This is a genomic window from Chengkuizengella marina (assembly GCF_009910845.1).
Classification (GTDB): Bacteria; Bacillota; Bacilli; order Paenibacillales; family KCTC-33759; genus Chengkuizengella; species Chengkuizengella marina.
Genome location: NZ_SIJB01000016.1, coordinates 73,468 through 89,769 on the forward strand (window position 1 = coordinate 73,468; position 16,302 = coordinate 89,769).

A 16,302-nucleotide genomic window follows, 5' to 3' on the forward strand; every position below is an offset into this window, starting at 1 on the left:
TCCTAATCCTACTGACAAATGTTAACGCTGCTTCATTATGAAATATGTAAACAATGTGGGGCTTTTGACCATTGTATCACTGGATAAAAGTATTATTTTATCTTGAACGGTTAAAGAATGAATGACAATCTAAAGAATTGAAATAATATCAATATAAAATTTAATAATAGGGGTAAAAACTAATGAAATTTTTATATTGGTTATCAGCAATTGGATGGTTATTAATAATGTATATAATAACGAGTATTTACTGGGATAGCTTCGGTTGGAGGATTTTATTGTTTCTCATACCCACATTTATATTAGGAGAGCTTTTAATGAATAAATTATTTCCCAATAGAGAAGATACTCTTGGCAATGCTGCTCTTAAAAGAACCTTAAAGAAAGAATTAAAGAAACCTATAAAAAAGTATGAAGATTATCAATTCATAGCAGGGATTTATAATACGCTCTCTGAAGTAGAAAAAGCAATACAAATCATGCAAGAGGCTGTTCAAAATAAACAATTTAGTAATGAAGAGTTAGGAAGTGGATATATTTATTTAGGGTTTTTATATACAGATATGGAGGAAAACAGTAAAGCATCAGATTATTTTCATAAAGGATTGAATTTAATGAGTGATGAGAATTTTAAATATGATGGCGCTTTTAAAGAGGTGATAGAATTATTTATAAAAAATAATGATAATGAAAGAGCAGAATTTTGGTTGAATAATCTTCTTCAAAGGCAAAGTTATGACAAGAAATTTAAAAAATTAGATGTTTTACGAAAAGAATGGGATTATGCGGTGGGAAATTGGAATGAATGATAAAATAAAGTGTGGGTGTCAAAATCCAACAACTGATTTAAAATTAGAAGCTGATTTTCTTACAGATCCAATCTGGTGTACAATATGTGGTTATAATCTTGATCCTGAGGATTTGTCAATATCTCCTGAACTTTTGGAAATAATAGAAGATTGGGTAAGTCGCTACGGTGAATGGATTGATATAGATACAGATACATTAGTTGATAGAGGAATTGAACTTGAAGATGAACACAATAAAGAAGGCATAAAAATATACGAAAAGTTAAAGATTGAACTTGGTTTTAAATATGAACTCATATATTCTCCTTCTGTATCAGCTAGGAGTTACACCAATAAATAATTTATATTCCAACATTAAAATAAAGAATAAAAATAAATGTATAACCAAAAGGAGATTATTATATGTATTGGTGGAGAGTCACTAAATATAACCCTCTTTTTCGTGATGAGAATGGTTTTTATACCAAACAAGATGAATGGACATCTTTTTACGATACTGATGGCGATACATTAACTGTCGAGGAGTATCTTACAGTAGAAAATGCTTATGTTAATGCAATATTATATTTTATGAATGATATGAATATAAAGGAGCTAACGATTAATGGATTGGAAAAGTGTGATGATGATGTGGATTGTGATTTTGGATTAAAGCATTTAGAAAAAATAGGTTTCACAATAAAAAGAGATTTATATCCAATAGATACTCTTGAATTATTAAACATTGTTACTGATCAAATGGTTATTCGAAATGAAGATATTAGCCATTTATGTAGACTTATTCTTAGAAACCATGTATGGTGTAAGCTTAAAAATGAATCGAATTTTCACGTTCATTTTGGATATGATTATTATATGTATATTGGTATCTCTCAAAGATGTGAACAAGCTATAGAAAAAGTGATGCAATCAAACCTTTTCGTCGAACCTTTTGTATCTCCATATTTAGATGATGATGAATATGAGCAGGAGATCAATAAATTGGAAGAGTAATCAATATTAGATATTTGATTTATTAAAAGGATAGAAGAATGGAGTGTTAATGTGGAAGTTTTTTACAATATCAGATTTGAAGGTGACCGCCATAAATAGTGAGCTGTAACTGTTATGAAGAGTAGAGTTTTTTTATTTCCATTAGATAAAAGTGCGATTTTATTGGATAAAAGGATTTGATAAGAACTTTATTGAATATTATATTCAAAAAATAAAGGTGAGATAAATATGAAAGAATTATTTAAAAAGTGGCTGATTGAAAACAAAAATAAATTTGAACAAGTTGGTATTAAAACAGATGAGATCTTCCAGTCATCTAAGGGTTCATTGGATTCTTTTATAAGAGTTGATCATATTTCAAGTAATGCTATGGGAAGAATAACTATTTATGATTCGAAATTAATAGATGTAGAAGTTATTGATATTACTACAGGGGATAATCTATTTTATCAACACTTAGAAGTGACAGGATCAGGTAACCCTAATTTTGAATTATTATTTTGGGAATATTTTGAATCAATGCAACAATCTATTAGAGTACCAAAAAACAAACACATAACAGGAGATAATATCAGATTGTTAGATTCCAACAGAAAAATAACATATTCAGGAGAAGAACTTATCGAAGTATTGAGAGAAATTGAGTTGATACTAATTTCTTTGCATAAAATAGGTTCATATTATGGAGAGAATCTTCCTTCAAAGGATGGTCAAGTAGAGTTGGAATATGCAATAGAAACCAATAACTTTATAGACGACTGGAAAGTAGCACGTAGATTGGCGAAGGTTAGAAGAATTTTAGAGGATAAATTCGACAATACACTTGGAAGTGATGATATGGATGATTTGGAACGTGCATTTAAAGGAATAAAGTACTGGACTCTTCCAGGTGATAAAGCAGAGGAAGAATAATTAATAACTTCTTTTTTACATAAAAGAGTGATTTTAGGGCATTCAAATAATTCATGAAGAGAGGAAGAAAAAATGAACGATATTACAATTACTCCAGATAAACCACTAGGTTATGGTTATGATGATGAAACTTTAATTAAGATAATAGAGGATAATGGATTTGTCAAAATAGGAAATTTACTTATTACAGAATATGATGATTTTTATGAAACATTTATATTTAAAAAGTGTAATGAAAGTATAAAAGAAATATCTTCATTAGAGAATGAAGGTAAGTTATTTTATTTTAATTGTATTGAGAACGACGATATAATTATAAGTAATGTTAAAAACTTACCTAAATATGAAATAAATCCAATGATTAAGTGGATTAATATCGATATTGAAGAAGCTGATTCTTTAGAAAAAGAGATACTGGAATTAGAAAAAAATAGAGAAGATGTGGCGTATTTTAAAGAAATGAAGGCAGTTTGCTATAGAGATAAAGAAAATAACGACCTAAAAAACAACAGAGTTTTTAAAAGGTTAATGGATGAGAATCCTAATAGATTAGTACATAATTTTGACGCATTAATAAAAGAGATAATAAAAGCTAAAGAAGTTGAATTAAAAGAAGGCGGTTTTTATATACCTATAGATGCGAGCGATGTGGTAATCGAATTAATGGAAGATGACGATGTTTTTTGGATACAAGAGAAATGGAGAATTATCAAAAAAGGTGAAATATCAATTAATGAATGGATTGATGAAGGAATAACTCAAATAGGAAGTAGAAATATTAGAAATCAGATTAAAAAATTTAAGAGACAGGGATATAAATACATACAACCATTAATTAGCCAATCGAGTGAGGATTTTTTTAAAGAGTAGTTAATAAAATACCTGGTTTATTTTATTTATTTAGGAAAACTAAGATTGATGCAAAAGGAGAAATTCATAATGGCCAAATATATTTTTCATGTTTCTACAAATGTAAAAAATTCAACAATAGAAGAGGTTTTTGATATACCCGATGTAAAGTTAGAAGGTTTAACAGAGGAAGAGGAAGAAAAGGTTGTAGAGAAATATTTTATTGAATGGAAAGCAGATCATATAAATGGTAATTGGGAGAGTTTGGATCGAAAAAAAATCATTTATCTATCTCCTAGTGAATTAACTCAAAAAGGTTTTAAAATGCCATATCTTAATCAATCTGCACGATATATCTACTATATTCGGTACGAAGTCGCGATAGAGGATCAACCTGGTACTTCCTTTGAGAACTTCTATATATCAAGTGATGAAAAGCTTAATATGAGAGAGTTGTATGAATCTGTATTAAATGATTGGGAAGACAGAATTGAGTATAAATCAGAAGAATCTAAAGCTAAGATGCTTATTGAATCCAGTATTAAACTAAAATATGCGTTAGATCAACAAAACAAAAATAATGATACTTGAATATGATGTTTATACCATAAAACAATGATTTTAACGGATGAAAGGAAGAAAAAATCATGGAGGAAAACTTAAAACAAAAAATTGAATGCTTATTAATGGGTGGGTTTCTCACTCAAAAAGGTGGAAAAGGTGAATTTGCATTCGGTTTAAACCTTAAAACAAAAAAGTTTTATTCTATTTACAAAGAATCTGTAAAAGAAAAAAAGCCAAAAATAATCCATGAAGAATCAGATTTACCATTAGATGATATTCACGAAAATATGGAGATTTTATAAATTATCAGATTCTAATAATTATCATCAGATAAAACTCTAATTTTATTTCATACTTCAAAACTAAGAAAATACTTTATTTTTAAGTCTAATTCTGTTACGCTTAAATCAATAAGTAGAAGGAGTTTGATAATTATGAATCTAGGAAAATATATAAAAGCAGAATTAATGATAAAATCCCTTTCAATCCGATGGCTAGCAGATCAACTTGATATAAATGAAAAGACACTTGCTGGAAAGCTTAATAGAAATTCTATAACAGGAGAAGATTTATTGGAAATTGGTGGTTTCTTAGAAATAAATATGAATGAATTAAAAATAATTACACAGTTAGAAAGTTTGGATGGAACAACTTTTGAATTTGAGAAGTGTGTAATTAGAGATTATTTATATAAAGTTGGTATTAGAGAAAATGATATTGAGAAAATAGATACAGTCGACACACCAGACGATCGCCAATATCATTATATTAAATTCAAAAATATTACCGAACCTATAGGGTTAGTAGTTGATCAAAAAACAAACTTGTTCATATATGATAAATATAAATGATGTGGAATAAAACAAGAATTTTATCGGATGATTTATCATACAGTTTGAGAATATGTTACAGAATATAAATTGACGATGTTTAGGTTTTTCTAAATACGTCAAGTAGAGTAGTATTTTCTCAAAAATATATAAACAAAATTGATGAAACCCAAAAGGAGTAACATACAATGAACAAGAAAGAAGAGCAAATGGAAAAATGGAAACTTTTTTTGAAAGAAAAATATGATGAAAATGGGAACTTCAAACACGAGGACGATCAAAGAAAATGGGATGAGCATAGGGAATGGTCAAAATCGGAAGAAGCACAAGAATTATACGCGCAAATAAGGTATGAACAAGAGAAAAAAGACGGTTACAAAACTATTGCTTGGATATTAGGTTTAACTATTATTATAATTTTTATTGCAGGAATTAGTAAATAGACTACTAATTAGATAAAATTCATAGTAAGTAAAAGCGTTTTAAGCGAACGGTACCAAATTCTGAAGCTCTCAATTGAAATGGAATGTGTGAGATACACAATAAAATTCGGATTTTATAGTAGAGCAATATGAATTTTTAAAAAGTGTTATTTAAAAATACTTAATTAAAGAAAGGATAAAATGGAGATTATAGGTTCTTTAATAGCTATTTCATTGCTTACATTTTTTTATTTTAAATATCCGAAGGTAACTGTAAAAAGCAGAGTATTGATTAAAGAACTGGATCATTTTAAATCGATGAATGGGGAGAAGATGAATGCAACTAAGATCATTTTTCTTTTGGATGATTCAAATAAAAAAGTTACGTTACGGGTATTAAGCCAAAAGAAGTTTGAGGAAATTAATCAAGGTGATATAGGAATTCTAACTTATAGAGGTTTGTTTTTGATTGAATTTAAAAAAATTAATGACAAATTAATGACTTTGCTTCGTTTGGATATGAGTAAAGAAAAACGTATATATCATTTTGGGGTTGGTTTAAAGATGCAATTGATGAAATGATTAATTTAGATTAGCTTATGGATTGAGAGTGTGATTCAATGATTTTAATTAGTGGAATAACTGGTTTTTTTGATTCAAATACTATCCCACCACCTGAAATTGATGAGAAACAATTTAAAAAATTATGTTTCTCTATTATAGCCGAAAAAAATGGTAAAGTATTAGATTTCAAAAAATTAAAATATCCTTATAACTTTTATATTGTAGAAGTTAAAGTTGGTTATGATCATTTATACGTCTTGTTAAATAATCATTTTCCATTTGTAGCTTTTGCATCTACGGTAAATTTAGAAAATGCTACTTTTACCTACATTGATGAATCGTGGTTAAGCAGAAAGTTCACCCCCTACTATAGAGTTATGAGTACAAAAGAACTTATGGAGACTGTGGTAATAAAAAAAATTAAAGGTACTATAACTTTGGAAAATGACAATGAATTAAATATTGCAGAACTTAGTCAATTATTTTATTGGAAACCAACAACAGTGGGGGAAATTGTTTTTAATATGTGGGATTAGTTAAAGGATGTGGGATTTTGAAAGAACTTTATTATTCGAATAAGAAAAAGTTTAGAGGTAAAAGACGATATTTTAGAAACTTATGGAACAAAGTTGAAACATATGAATTAGATATTGAAGATAATTGGTTTGACTTTTATCATATCCATTTGGATTTTTCTGGTCATGGAAATAATAGTAAAAAAATAAGAAATGAACACATTAAAGCACACCTATCGCTATATAAAAATATTTTAAAGCAACTTGAAAAATATGAAAATTCATTTCAATCTTGGATATGTATTCATGAAGAAGATACTGGGGCTGATGCGGTTTATGTTCATACAAAAAATCCAAACTACGATGATTTTCCTTTTCAAAATGAAAATATTAACTGGGAGTGTAAAATACCAAATTCTTTAATGAATTTAATTGATATTGAAAAGTTTAATGTAGGTTATATTAGTTCAAATCATGAGAATACTTACTTCATTCAATCAAAAGAGCATGGTGTATCTATAAATATTAAATAGTATTATAATTTATTTAATAGTCTAAATGGAAATTTCCATCACACAAAAAGGATTATATTGTATTACATAGAATAATTAGACTATAGCTATTTTAAAAAAAAAGAATGAAATCTCTCAGCCGATGGGAATAAATTGGGATGGGATATAATGGAATACAAAAAATATATGGGGAAAGCTGAATTTGAAAAAGCTTTACATACTCTCAAGGGGTTGTTATTAGGTATACATGCTGATCGGAAATTAAATATTAATGAAATTGAAGAGCTGCAACACTGGTGTATGCTTCAGAATGATCATAAGAATATGCATCCTTTTAAAGAGATCATACCTCTAGTTATTCAATCTATTGAAGATGGTATTTTATCTACAGATGAAATTAATGATGTGCTTTGGGTAGTGAATTCATACTCTAAAGAAAATAATTATTATGATCTTATTACACATGACATTCAAATTTTGCACGGAATTTTACATGGAATTCTTAGTGATAATAAAATTAACGAAAAAGAATTAGTATCTTTGAGGAATTGGTTGATAGATAATGATCACTTAGAGTCTACATATCCATACGATGAAGTGTATTCTATGATCTCAAATGTACTAGAAGATGGAATAATTGATGAGAAAGAGCATAAATTTTTAAAGGCATTTTTCACTGATTTTATTGATACTACTGCTTCACTAAATATACATGATGTAGATATAGAAGAAATGAAGAAGGAAATGAGAATTTCAGGGATATGCGCTATAGATCCAAATATTGAATTGAGGGATAGTGTTTTCTGTTTTACAGGTGAGTCAAGTAAAATGAAAAGAAATGAAATTAAAAATGTTATTGAAGATAAAGGTGGTATTTTCAAAAATAATATTGTTAATAATTTAAATTATTTGATTGTAGGCGATAATAACAACCCTTGCTGGACATTTTCATGCTATGGAAGAAAGATTGAGAAAGCAATCGGTCTTAGAAAAAAAGGTAAGCAGATCGTTATTGCTCATGAAGTTGATTTTTGGGATGCCTTAGTAGAATAATATAAAGTTTTGGCAATGCGAGGAGACATGATTTATTAGATCATGTCTTTTTTTCAATAAATAATTACTTTTATCAAAGGAAAGCGTAAAATAAAATACGCTTTTTTGTTGTTATTTCAGAATAATTTGATAAAATATGACAAAATATTAAGAGCAAAATAAAATCACTGATATAAATATATTTTAAAAAAACATATTTTACAATTATTACATGTACAAGTGTAAAATAAAATGGTATAATTGAAGTGTTAAATATTTCAATATTATTCACGACAAGCAGTGACATTATATGACAAGTATAGTGTGATAATATTTAAATGCGACATAAAATGAAAGGTGGGTGATTTTATCGTGAGCATTTTCTGGTTCTTTTTGTTCTCATCTATTGAATATATGGCTTTTTTCTTTTTAATGTTTAGATTGTTTAGATTTCAACCTTCATACTATGTACCGCAAATTGTATTTTCAATTTCATTGTTATTATTTGTGTCGACTTCGATGAGGTATGGATTTGAACTATCAGAATTTTCTGCTATTGCTCAATTAATTTTGATTTGCCTGTTAATATGGCAATTGTTTAATATTCATGTGTTCTATGCGTTTGTAATGGGAGTATCGTCTTATGTGTTTTTTGGATTAATACAATCAGTAATTGCACTTATATATCATCTAGACATAGAATTTATTAATTCTGATGCTTATGTTGGTCAAACTTTAACAAGTATAGTTGCATTAGTCATTGGTGAGTTAATAAAAAAATATAATAAAGGATTTTCTTTTATCCCAGAGATTTATTCTCCTAGAAAAATAAAGTTTAAATTCCCATATTTAGTAACAATAATCGCAAGCATTGTTATTGTAACTGTATCAACATACTATCAACAAAAGTATCATGAAGATAAACTATTGTACATATCTTTATTATTATTGATTACTTTAATGTCTTTCTTATTTATATCATTACATAGGGAGAACACTACTGATGATTGAGTCTATATCCTTAAAAATAGCCCAAAATATTAAAAATAAGGCACCGTACAACACTGTAAGTATAGAAGTAATGAAATTTGCTTTAATTGGTTTAACAAATGCAATAATTACAATTATAGTTTCATTATTGATTAGTATACCTCTTGGAAATTTTTTAGAAGTGTCAATATCAATGATAACTTTTGCTATAATCCGAGGCGTTTCAGGAGGATATCATTTTAATAGTGCATTGGTTTGTACTGTATTTTCAGCAATTATTTTTAATGCTGTTCCTTTTTTTACATTGTCTGAATATCAGATAGGTGTTTTAACAATTTTGAGTGTATTCTTTATGTTGATATTTGCACCTTTAGATATGGAAAAACATAGCAGAGTGCCTAAGAAGTATTACATGCATTTAAAAATAGCGTCAATCGGAATAATAGTTTGTAGCTATTTTATCCAATCAGATGTGATTACTATATCTATAGCAATCCAAAGCTTTTCTTTGCTCCTGGGAGTCAGAAAAATTTTGAAGGGAGGTGAACAATTATGACAGAGAAACTAGCTGTATATACATCTAAGTTTTTAGCTTTATTTGCATTAACTTATGTTAGTGCACTTAGTATTTTTTTATGGCATCAACCCGAGGCCCCAGAAGAATTATTGCAAAAAAAATAACAAAGAAACCACTGTTAATGAAGAAGGGAAGGTGGTGGTATGACAATAGTAGATTTCTTAATAAATATACCATTATGGGATGCAAAAAATAATAAAACTAAAGTAGTAAATCTATCTGACATAAAAGATTGGACATCTATAGGAAGAAAAATACATATTGTTACCAATGATAATGATGTTCTTGAATTCCCTGTCAATATAACTGAACTAGGAATGTGTTTAAAATCGCTTAATCACATTCAAGTGGATAGAAATTATGTTGTAAACAAGAGAAAATTAATAGATTACAAGAAACATCCTGATACTATATATTTAGAAGATGGAACGTCTAGAATTATCCCTGATTCTAGGGCTAAGGAGCATGGTTTAAACCAAATAGAATTGCCAATATCTCCTGATGGAGATGAGTTATTATTAAGTAGCTTACTTGATTATATAACTAATATTATTAATTCTAAACATATAGATGATAAAACTAGGAAAAAATTACAGGATATAATTGAAATACTAGAGAAAAAACATCCTGATACATAACATCTTTAGTTTGTCAAGCCCAATTCATGAACATGAATAACTGATGCTTTTTTTTGGAATATATGTTAAGATTTGCTTAATAGAAACATGTGACAAATAAAATTAAAGGGGGAAAGACACATGTCAAATCTATTAGCAAACCTTAAAACATTTATATTTGAATGGGAGCATGGAGTAGATTATGTTATAACAGAGAATTTAGAGAAATCGATTACAATAATTGAAGAGTTTGGTATGGGAAAAGTTGATCATTATGATTCTATTAAAACAATTGAACTTGATATCTTCTTTGTAAATGAACCTATGGTTAAATTATTAACGAAAGATATAATAGAAAATAAAGAGTTTAAACAAATTCCCTCGTTTTTTCTAAGCATAACCTCCTTACCTGACTTCCTGGATGATCCCATAAGAATAGAAACGTTATACTATTAAAGAAAAATAAAATTAATAAAAAGATCATCTAAAAAGGGTGATCTTTTTATATTGAGAGGTGGAAATTAAAATGGAGTATATTGATTTATTAAACAGATATTACGATGTATTATTAACGAGGTGGTCTCATAAAGAAATAGAGAGCGAGAAAGCTATTAGAATGCTAGATAAGCTAGATCAGTGGAATCGAGTATCTAAACTCAATGGAATGTTGTTTGACAAGGTATCTTAGTGGTTTATAATAAGAATATTTATGTAGATAATTACCATATTATTCTAATAATTTCATTTAAATTGGAAAATAAAATGTACACAGAAATAAAAGTATGATAATATTTATTAAGGAGTATTATTAGTAATGATTAAAAAGTAAATAAAATTAAATTTAAAGAATTATTAAAGTACTTTTACTAAAACTCTTATAAAAAAATACCCTATTTAAACTTTTTAGGTATATTTTTGATAATTTTATGTTATAATAAAAGCATGTGATAAATAAAGTGAATAGGTATATTTTGAAAGGGTGCATTAAATGAGAAAATATCGTAAAGATATAGAGGAAAATATCATATCTATATTAAGGAAAATAAAGAACAATGATCAAATGATTAATAAAGTTAAGCAGCTTGCTATTGATAATGGAATGTTAAGTGGAGAGGTGATTCGACTTTTTGTTAATCATGAAAAAATTCGTGATATAGGTATAGGTTCTTTGTATTTATTTATGATACAACTTTTTAAGGTATCCCAAGACAAAACTATAAATCCTAATATTTTGGATTTGTATAATCCTGAGACAAAAGCAAGATTTTTAACTAAACTTGGGAATAAGTCTCAAGATATTTATTTGAGAATTTTTGAAGTTTCTTCAGAGGTGGAATATAAACGTAAGAAAGATCTATATGAGCTAAATTTAGATGATATAGAAATTATTTTATATACTTTGAGACCATTAACAAATGATATTAGTCATGTGAATGGAAGAATTGTTACATCTTATTTAAATTGGTGCATTGAAAAAGAATTAATTTCAACAAATCTTCTTACAGAGAAAAATGTTGATTGGTTTAGTCAATTTGTAGATAAAGATATTCAATTATATTATTCAGAAAGTGAAATTAGAAAGATTGAAGATAATTGTGCAAACTATCAAGACAACGTTATAGTACGACTGCTTTTTGAAGGTGTCCAAGGATCTGCTATGTCGGAGATAAGAAATGTTCAAAGAAAAGATGTAAATCATGATACAAATGAAATTAAGGTAAGAAATGAACGTGGGGATGAAAGAATTGTCAATGTTTCTGATAGAGCAATGAACATGATACAAAATGCTTTTGCACAAATTGTGTACATTAAAAAAAATGGACATATGTTACCAGATACACATATGTCTGATAAAACAAATTTGGTTGAAAACGATTATCTAATAAGGAGTAGTCTAACCAAAACTATAAGTTTCAATAAAGAAGTTGATAAAATTGTTCTTTATAGAAGAATTCAAACTATTGCAGAAACATTGGGTTACGAAAAAAGTAGTTTAACTGCAAAAAACATTGTAAGATCAGGAATGATATATGAAGGGAAAAAGATTCTTGATGAAAAAGGAAGTTTGGAGAGAGAAGATTACTTAAATATATGTGCAAAGTATAATATGAATCCAAATAATTGGTATCCCTTAAAGAGATTTATAAATGAAAAAGTTATAGGCAAACTATATAAAAATAATTCAAGATAAAATGTTTAATTAGTAAAATAATTTATTACAAGTAGTTTTATATTAAATAGTGAAAGAAGGTGGATTAAAATTAATTTAATCCTCTTTTTTATAAGGTATAGAGTTATAAATGTAATATAAAATAAATTATTGACTTTAAATAGCATTAATGATATAATCAAAGAGCAATGATATGAAATAATTGACGGTGACGGATGTTTTTTGTAGATTTCACTAATGAAAACTAAAAAGAAATTATAACAGTATTATAAGTGAAAAATAAAACTGATTGGTGTAAATGAGAAATGATGATTAAGATTACGAAAAGAGGTGATGGTATTCCACTATATATTTAAGAAATTACATTTAGTAAGACTGGAATTGAAATCAATTAATTTTATTGCATAAGTGTAAAATAAAATAAAATAAATTAATATTGAAAGGGTGAAGTAATATAAGTAGCGATAAGAAATTAGGATTGTATCAAAAAATTATCTACGTAATGGAGGCTGTAAAATATCTTGAAAAAGACAATGAGGTCAAGTTTAAAACCACAAATTATAAAGCTATTACCGAAGAAAAAGTAACTAAAGCAGTCCGTGCAGAATTAGTTAAAAATAAGTTAGTAGTACTTCCAATTGAACAAGCTCACTCCAAAGAAGGTAATCTTACAACAGTAGATACAAAATACAAAATTATTGATGCAGAAACTGGACATTACGAAGTAATAGTAAGTTCAGGAACTGGAGTAGACACACAAGATAAAGGTGTCGGTAAAGCTATGACCTATGCTTTTAAATATTTATTCCTTAGATCATTTGCAATACCTACAGGAGAAGATCCTGATAAGACTTCTAATGAAGAATTAGAAGAAAACCAAAAGATTCAAGATGAGCTTTTGGATGATGTAGTTTCTAAATGGCAGATACTTAACAACGATGAAGACATCTTAAAAGCAAGAAAAAGTTTTAATGAGTTTTTAATATCATCAAAGGGAAAATCTATTAATCATTTAGATCAAAAATCATTAGAAAATTTTAATGAACAGTTTAGTAACATGCTAAAAGATAAATCAAAAGAAAAGAAAGGAGCAAAATAATTTGAATAGAGCAGTTCTGATTGGTCGATTGACTAAAGACCCTGAATTAAGGTATACGACATCTGGTGTGGCTACTACTTCATTTACAATTGCTGTAGAACGTTCTTTTAAAAATGCAGAAGGTCAAAGAGAAGCAGACTTTATCAATATTGTAACTTGGAGGAAGTTAGCTGAAACTAGTGCAAATTATTTGCGTAGAGGCCGGTTAACAGCAGTTGAGGGGAGAATTCAGGTTCGAAATTATGAAAACAATGAAGGCAGACGTGTTTATGTCACTGAAATTGTTGCAGATAATGTTAGATTCCTGGAATCCATAAATGAAAAAGACAATGATCAGCACAATCAAGATCCTTTCTTTAATGAAGGTAAAACTATTGAAATATCGGATGATGATTTTCCTTTTAAGTGAAAAATAAAATAAATAGGAGTTTTTATATTGAATAGAGAGAAAATTATTATTTTTACACTAACATTTATACTAATCCTTTTCTTTTCAATCCTGACAATGAGCATAGCAGTTGGCGATCCTCCGTCAACTGCAGCTAATTCTTTAATTGAATTCGAAGAGAAAAAGCAAATTAAATATAAATATACTAATAATAGTAAAATTGATCTGAAGAAAAAAGAAGAACACACAAAGATCGAAGTTTTAGAAAAAGATTTCACATTTCCAAAATATGATAATGTTCCATTAACAGATGATGTAAAACAAAAAATTTATGACTATAGTATAAACAAAAATTTTTCGTATGAGTTGATATTAGCAATTATGAAATTAGAAAGTAATTTTATTACCGATCATGATAATGGCGAAGATTATGGGATTATGCAATGGAATAAGCCAAGTGGAACATTTGATTTTTTGACTGATATAGTTGCTGTTGAATTAAACATTCAAAAAGAAGATGTTGATTGGACTAATCCTTATCACAATGCCATAGGTTCAATTTGGTATTTGGATTGGTTAAGAAATGAGTGGAGGAATTTAGGGGTGACTGCAGATGAGCATTTATTTGAAAAGATTTTAATTTCCTACAATATGGGCTTCAACGGGACAAATAAATTTTTAAGTAGCCATGGAGTCGATGATTCACCTTATGTGAGAGCAGTTTCAAATTATAAAACTCAATTAGAAAGAGACGGTGGTTTTTATTGAAGTTAATTATTCTTGAGGGAGCCAGAGGATCAGGTAAATCAACACTTGCAAGAAGAATGAGAGAATCTATTAATTATGCGACATTAGTTAATCCAACAGGTTTTAAAGATGATGGAAATATTGGACTGTTAAAGATTAAAAATTACTATGACTCCTGGGCAATGTTTTTACACCAAACTCAAGATATCCAAGAAACTTTAATTTTTGACCGACTATTTTTCACAGAGAGAGTATTTTCTGAATTGTATAAGTCATATGATTTCTCTAATGTTTATGAAAACCTATGTAGAAACTTAACATTATTCACAAATCAAATTGATTTAGTATATCTAACCATTAGCGATCCTAAAGAATTAAAAATTAGATTAAACAGAGATAAAGTTCAGTTTGCAAATGTCAGGGAAAGTATTGAAGAAACATTTAAGCAACAAGAAAAATATGACAAAGTAATAGAAGATTTTGAAGATAAGTACTATACGGAGAACAAAGTAAGGATCCATAAAATTGATTCAACATATTTTACATTTGATCAACTTTTTAATAAAGTGATGGAGGAAATTGACCGATAAAAGAGCTGTTTTATCGGATAAGTTTTAAAAAATAAAATGAAAGAGGGATGAAGTATGTTTGGTAAAAAAACATTTTTAGGATTTGGAGTACTGGCTGTATTGAATATAATTTTAGGATTAGCTTTTTGGCTAGGATTAATTGCAGGTGGTATTTGGCTAATTAAATACTTTGGCATCATTTAAAGTCAGATAAAAGAATTATTTTATTGGATGAGGGGAGGCAGTGCATGTATTTAGAAAAATATCCAGTTACAAGTTTAAGTGGGGAAAAGTATAAGGTAAGTGTTTATAGGTCACATATTGGTTTAGGTGTGTATGAATTCGAAGTAAAAATATATAAAGATGTATCCCCGACTATATTCAATTTATTTAAGAAGAATAAATTAGTTTATACTTTTGGAACAAGTTGGACTAAATATCATCATTGGTTTGGGAAATATGTAAATCTAGCAAAGCATACGATTCAGGATTATGAAGAAAAAATAAAGAAAGAGGAATTAGACGAAGAAAAACATCAAATAGGGATCAAAGAATTTATAAAGTGGAATGGTGATATTTTAGAAAAGTAGTAGAATAAAACGATTATTTTATCTAAAGAAAATAAAAGAAGAATTAGAAAGAAGGTATATGATGAAAGCATTGGTTTTACAAGAAGAATATGAAATAACTTATCATTTGAAGTTGTATAACTATTATTACGGTGAATACCAAAAAATATCAGTAGAAGAAGATACTTTGGAGTTAGGGGAAATAATAGAGGAGCGAGAATTGATAGAGCATTCCATTTTATTTGAATCTGAAAATATAACTAAAGAACTAAAAGTCGGCGATTTAATAGAAGACAAAGGTTAGCAGATCTTGAAATTTCTTTATTGCAATCTTTACATGGAAAGAGTGATGATTTTTTCGAGTTTTTTAACATAGTAACGTACCTTTCTTATCTGGACTAGTATACTTAAATTTATTCTATTATTTAAATTGATATCCTTCAAGGGTATTAAGGGAAGAAATTATATTAAATAAAATATTTATTTTATTGAAAGGAGATGGAATATACTGATATGATATACACTGCACCTTAGAAATAAAGGAGAAGGATTTTTGACACTCCACACGACTAAA

At 27.8% G+C, this 16,302-nt stretch carries 26 protein-coding genes; all 26 read left to right on the forward strand.

The window, feature by feature from the left end:
- The first annotated feature begins 317 nt into the window (after window positions 1–317).
- Entirely contained in the window at window positions 318–809 is a 492-nt protein-coding gene (locus ERL59_RS06765) for a tetratricopeptide repeat protein (RefSeq protein WP_160645436.1), read from the forward strand.
- Window positions 802–1,149, forward strand: coding sequence for a hypothetical protein (locus tag ERL59_RS06770; protein WP_201763497.1), 348 nt, complete (start codon window positions 802–804; stop codon window positions 1,147–1,149). Before ERL59_RS06765 ends, ERL59_RS06770 begins: the two co-directional genes overlap by 8 nt.
- Window positions 1,150–1,211: 62 nt before the next feature.
- On the forward strand, window positions 1,212–1,802 hold the full coding sequence (locus tag ERL59_RS06775; RefSeq protein ID WP_160645437.1) for a hypothetical protein: 591 nt from the start codon (window positions 1,212–1,214) through the stop codon (window positions 1,800–1,802).
- Window positions 1,803–2,030: 228 nt separating this feature from the next.
- Window positions 2,031–2,714 (forward strand): immunity protein TriTu family protein, encoded by a 684-nt coding sequence (locus tag ERL59_RS20730; protein WP_201763498.1) that lies wholly within the window; start codon window positions 2,031–2,033, stop codon window positions 2,712–2,714.
- 72 nt (window positions 2,715–2,786) lie between these two features.
- Complete coding sequence (locus ERL59_RS06785) at window positions 2,787–3,584, forward strand: hypothetical protein (RefSeq protein ID WP_160645438.1); 798 nt, start codon at window positions 2,787–2,789, stop codon at window positions 3,582–3,584.
- A 69-nt stretch (window positions 3,585–3,653) separates the two neighbouring features.
- Window positions 3,654–4,154: a DUF7167 family protein gene (locus ERL59_RS06790; protein ID WP_160645439.1), complete on the forward strand. Its 501-nt coding sequence runs from the start codon at window positions 3,654–3,656 to the stop codon at window positions 4,152–4,154.
- Window positions 4,155–4,210: 56 nt separating this feature from the next.
- On the forward strand, window positions 4,211–4,429 hold the full coding sequence (locus ERL59_RS06795; protein WP_160645440.1) for a hypothetical protein: 219 nt from the start codon (window positions 4,211–4,213) through the stop codon (window positions 4,427–4,429).
- Window positions 4,430–4,561: 132 nt separating this feature from the next.
- Window positions 4,562–4,978 (forward strand): hypothetical protein, encoded by a 417-nt coding sequence (locus ERL59_RS06800; RefSeq protein WP_160645441.1) that lies wholly within the window; start codon window positions 4,562–4,564, stop codon window positions 4,976–4,978.
- A gap of 167 nt (window positions 4,979–5,145) precedes the next feature.
- Entirely contained in the window at window positions 5,146–5,400 is a 255-nt protein-coding gene (locus ERL59_RS06805) for a hypothetical protein (protein WP_160645442.1), read from the forward strand.
- Window positions 5,401–5,580: 180 nt separating this feature from the next.
- Window positions 5,581–5,961 (forward strand): DUF2500 domain-containing protein, encoded by a 381-nt coding sequence (locus ERL59_RS06810; RefSeq protein WP_160645443.1) that lies wholly within the window; start codon window positions 5,581–5,583, stop codon window positions 5,959–5,961.
- A gap of 38 nt (window positions 5,962–5,999) precedes the next feature.
- Window positions 6,000–6,479, forward strand: coding sequence for a hypothetical protein (locus tag ERL59_RS06815; protein WP_160645444.1), 480 nt, complete (start codon window positions 6,000–6,002; stop codon window positions 6,477–6,479).
- Between the two features lie 17 nt (window positions 6,480–6,496).
- Window positions 6,497–6,991, forward strand: a complete 495-nt coding sequence (locus ERL59_RS06820) for a hypothetical protein (RefSeq protein ID WP_160645445.1) — start codon at window positions 6,497–6,499, stop codon at window positions 6,989–6,991.
- Window positions 6,992–7,138: 147 nt separating this feature from the next.
- Window positions 7,139–8,023 carry a BRCT domain-containing protein gene (locus ERL59_RS06825; RefSeq protein WP_201763499.1) on the forward strand — a complete coding sequence of 295 codons (885 nt, stop codon included), beginning with the start codon at window positions 7,139–7,141 and terminating at the stop codon, window positions 8,021–8,023.
- Window positions 8,024–8,374: 351 nt separating this feature from the next.
- Window positions 8,375–9,013, forward strand: a complete 639-nt coding sequence (locus ERL59_RS06830; RefSeq protein ID WP_160645446.1) for a hypothetical protein — start codon at window positions 8,375–8,377, stop codon at window positions 9,011–9,013.
- Entirely contained in the window at window positions 9,006–9,548 is a 543-nt protein-coding gene (locus ERL59_RS06835; RefSeq protein WP_160645447.1) for an accessory gene regulator ArgB-like protein, read from the forward strand. Before ERL59_RS06830 ends, ERL59_RS06835 begins: the two co-directional genes overlap by 8 nt.
- Window positions 9,545–9,673, forward strand: coding sequence for a cyclic lactone autoinducer peptide (locus ERL59_RS06840; protein WP_160645448.1), 129 nt, complete (start codon window positions 9,545–9,547; stop codon window positions 9,671–9,673). The genes ERL59_RS06835 and ERL59_RS06840 overlap by 4 nt, the downstream gene beginning before the upstream one ends.
- A 39-nt stretch (window positions 9,674–9,712) precedes the next feature.
- Entirely contained in the window at window positions 9,713–10,207 is a 495-nt protein-coding gene (locus tag ERL59_RS06845) for a LytTR family transcriptional regulator DNA-binding domain-containing protein (RefSeq protein ID WP_160645449.1), read from the forward strand.
- Window positions 10,208–10,327: 120 nt separating this feature from the next.
- Window positions 10,328–10,642, forward strand: coding sequence for a hypothetical protein (locus ERL59_RS06850; protein ID WP_160645450.1), 315 nt, complete (start codon window positions 10,328–10,330; stop codon window positions 10,640–10,642).
- Window positions 10,643–11,174: 532 nt separating this feature from the next.
- Window positions 11,175–12,377: a phage lytic cycle repressor MrpR family protein gene (locus ERL59_RS06855; RefSeq protein ID WP_160645451.1), complete on the forward strand. Its 1,203-nt coding sequence runs from the start codon at window positions 11,175–11,177 to the stop codon at window positions 12,375–12,377.
- A 457-nt stretch (window positions 12,378–12,834) separates the two neighbouring features.
- On the forward strand, window positions 12,835–13,455 hold the full coding sequence (locus tag ERL59_RS06860; RefSeq protein WP_235929814.1) for an ERF family protein: 621 nt from the start codon (window positions 12,835–12,837) through the stop codon (window positions 13,453–13,455).
- Between the two features lies 1 nt (window position 13,456).
- The gene (ssb, locus tag ERL59_RS06865) at window positions 13,457–13,864 is read left to right on the forward strand and encodes a single-stranded DNA-binding protein (protein ID WP_160645452.1); all 408 of its coding nucleotides are present in this window, start codon (window positions 13,457–13,459) and stop codon (window positions 13,862–13,864) included.
- A gap of 27 nt (window positions 13,865–13,891) precedes the next feature.
- Entirely contained in the window at window positions 13,892–14,611 is a 720-nt protein-coding gene (locus ERL59_RS06870) for a transglycosylase SLT domain-containing protein (protein WP_160645453.1), read from the forward strand.
- On the forward strand, window positions 14,608–15,180 hold the full coding sequence (locus tag ERL59_RS06875; RefSeq protein WP_160645454.1) for a hypothetical protein: 573 nt from the start codon (window positions 14,608–14,610) through the stop codon (window positions 15,178–15,180). The genes ERL59_RS06870 and ERL59_RS06875 overlap by 4 nt, the downstream gene beginning before the upstream one ends.
- A gap of 54 nt (window positions 15,181–15,234) precedes the next feature.
- Window positions 15,235–15,363, forward strand: a complete 129-nt coding sequence (locus tag ERL59_RS21285; protein ID WP_268894500.1) for a hypothetical protein — start codon at window positions 15,235–15,237, stop codon at window positions 15,361–15,363.
- 44 nt (window positions 15,364–15,407) lie between these two features.
- Window positions 15,408–15,749 carry a hypothetical protein gene (locus ERL59_RS06880; RefSeq protein WP_160645455.1) on the forward strand — a complete coding sequence of 114 codons (342 nt, stop codon included), beginning with the start codon at window positions 15,408–15,410 and terminating at the stop codon, window positions 15,747–15,749.
- 61 nt (window positions 15,750–15,810) lie between these two features.
- Complete coding sequence (locus ERL59_RS06885) at window positions 15,811–16,032, forward strand: hypothetical protein (protein ID WP_160645456.1); 222 nt, start codon at window positions 15,811–15,813, stop codon at window positions 16,030–16,032.
- Window positions 16,033–16,302: the final 270 nt, after the last annotated feature.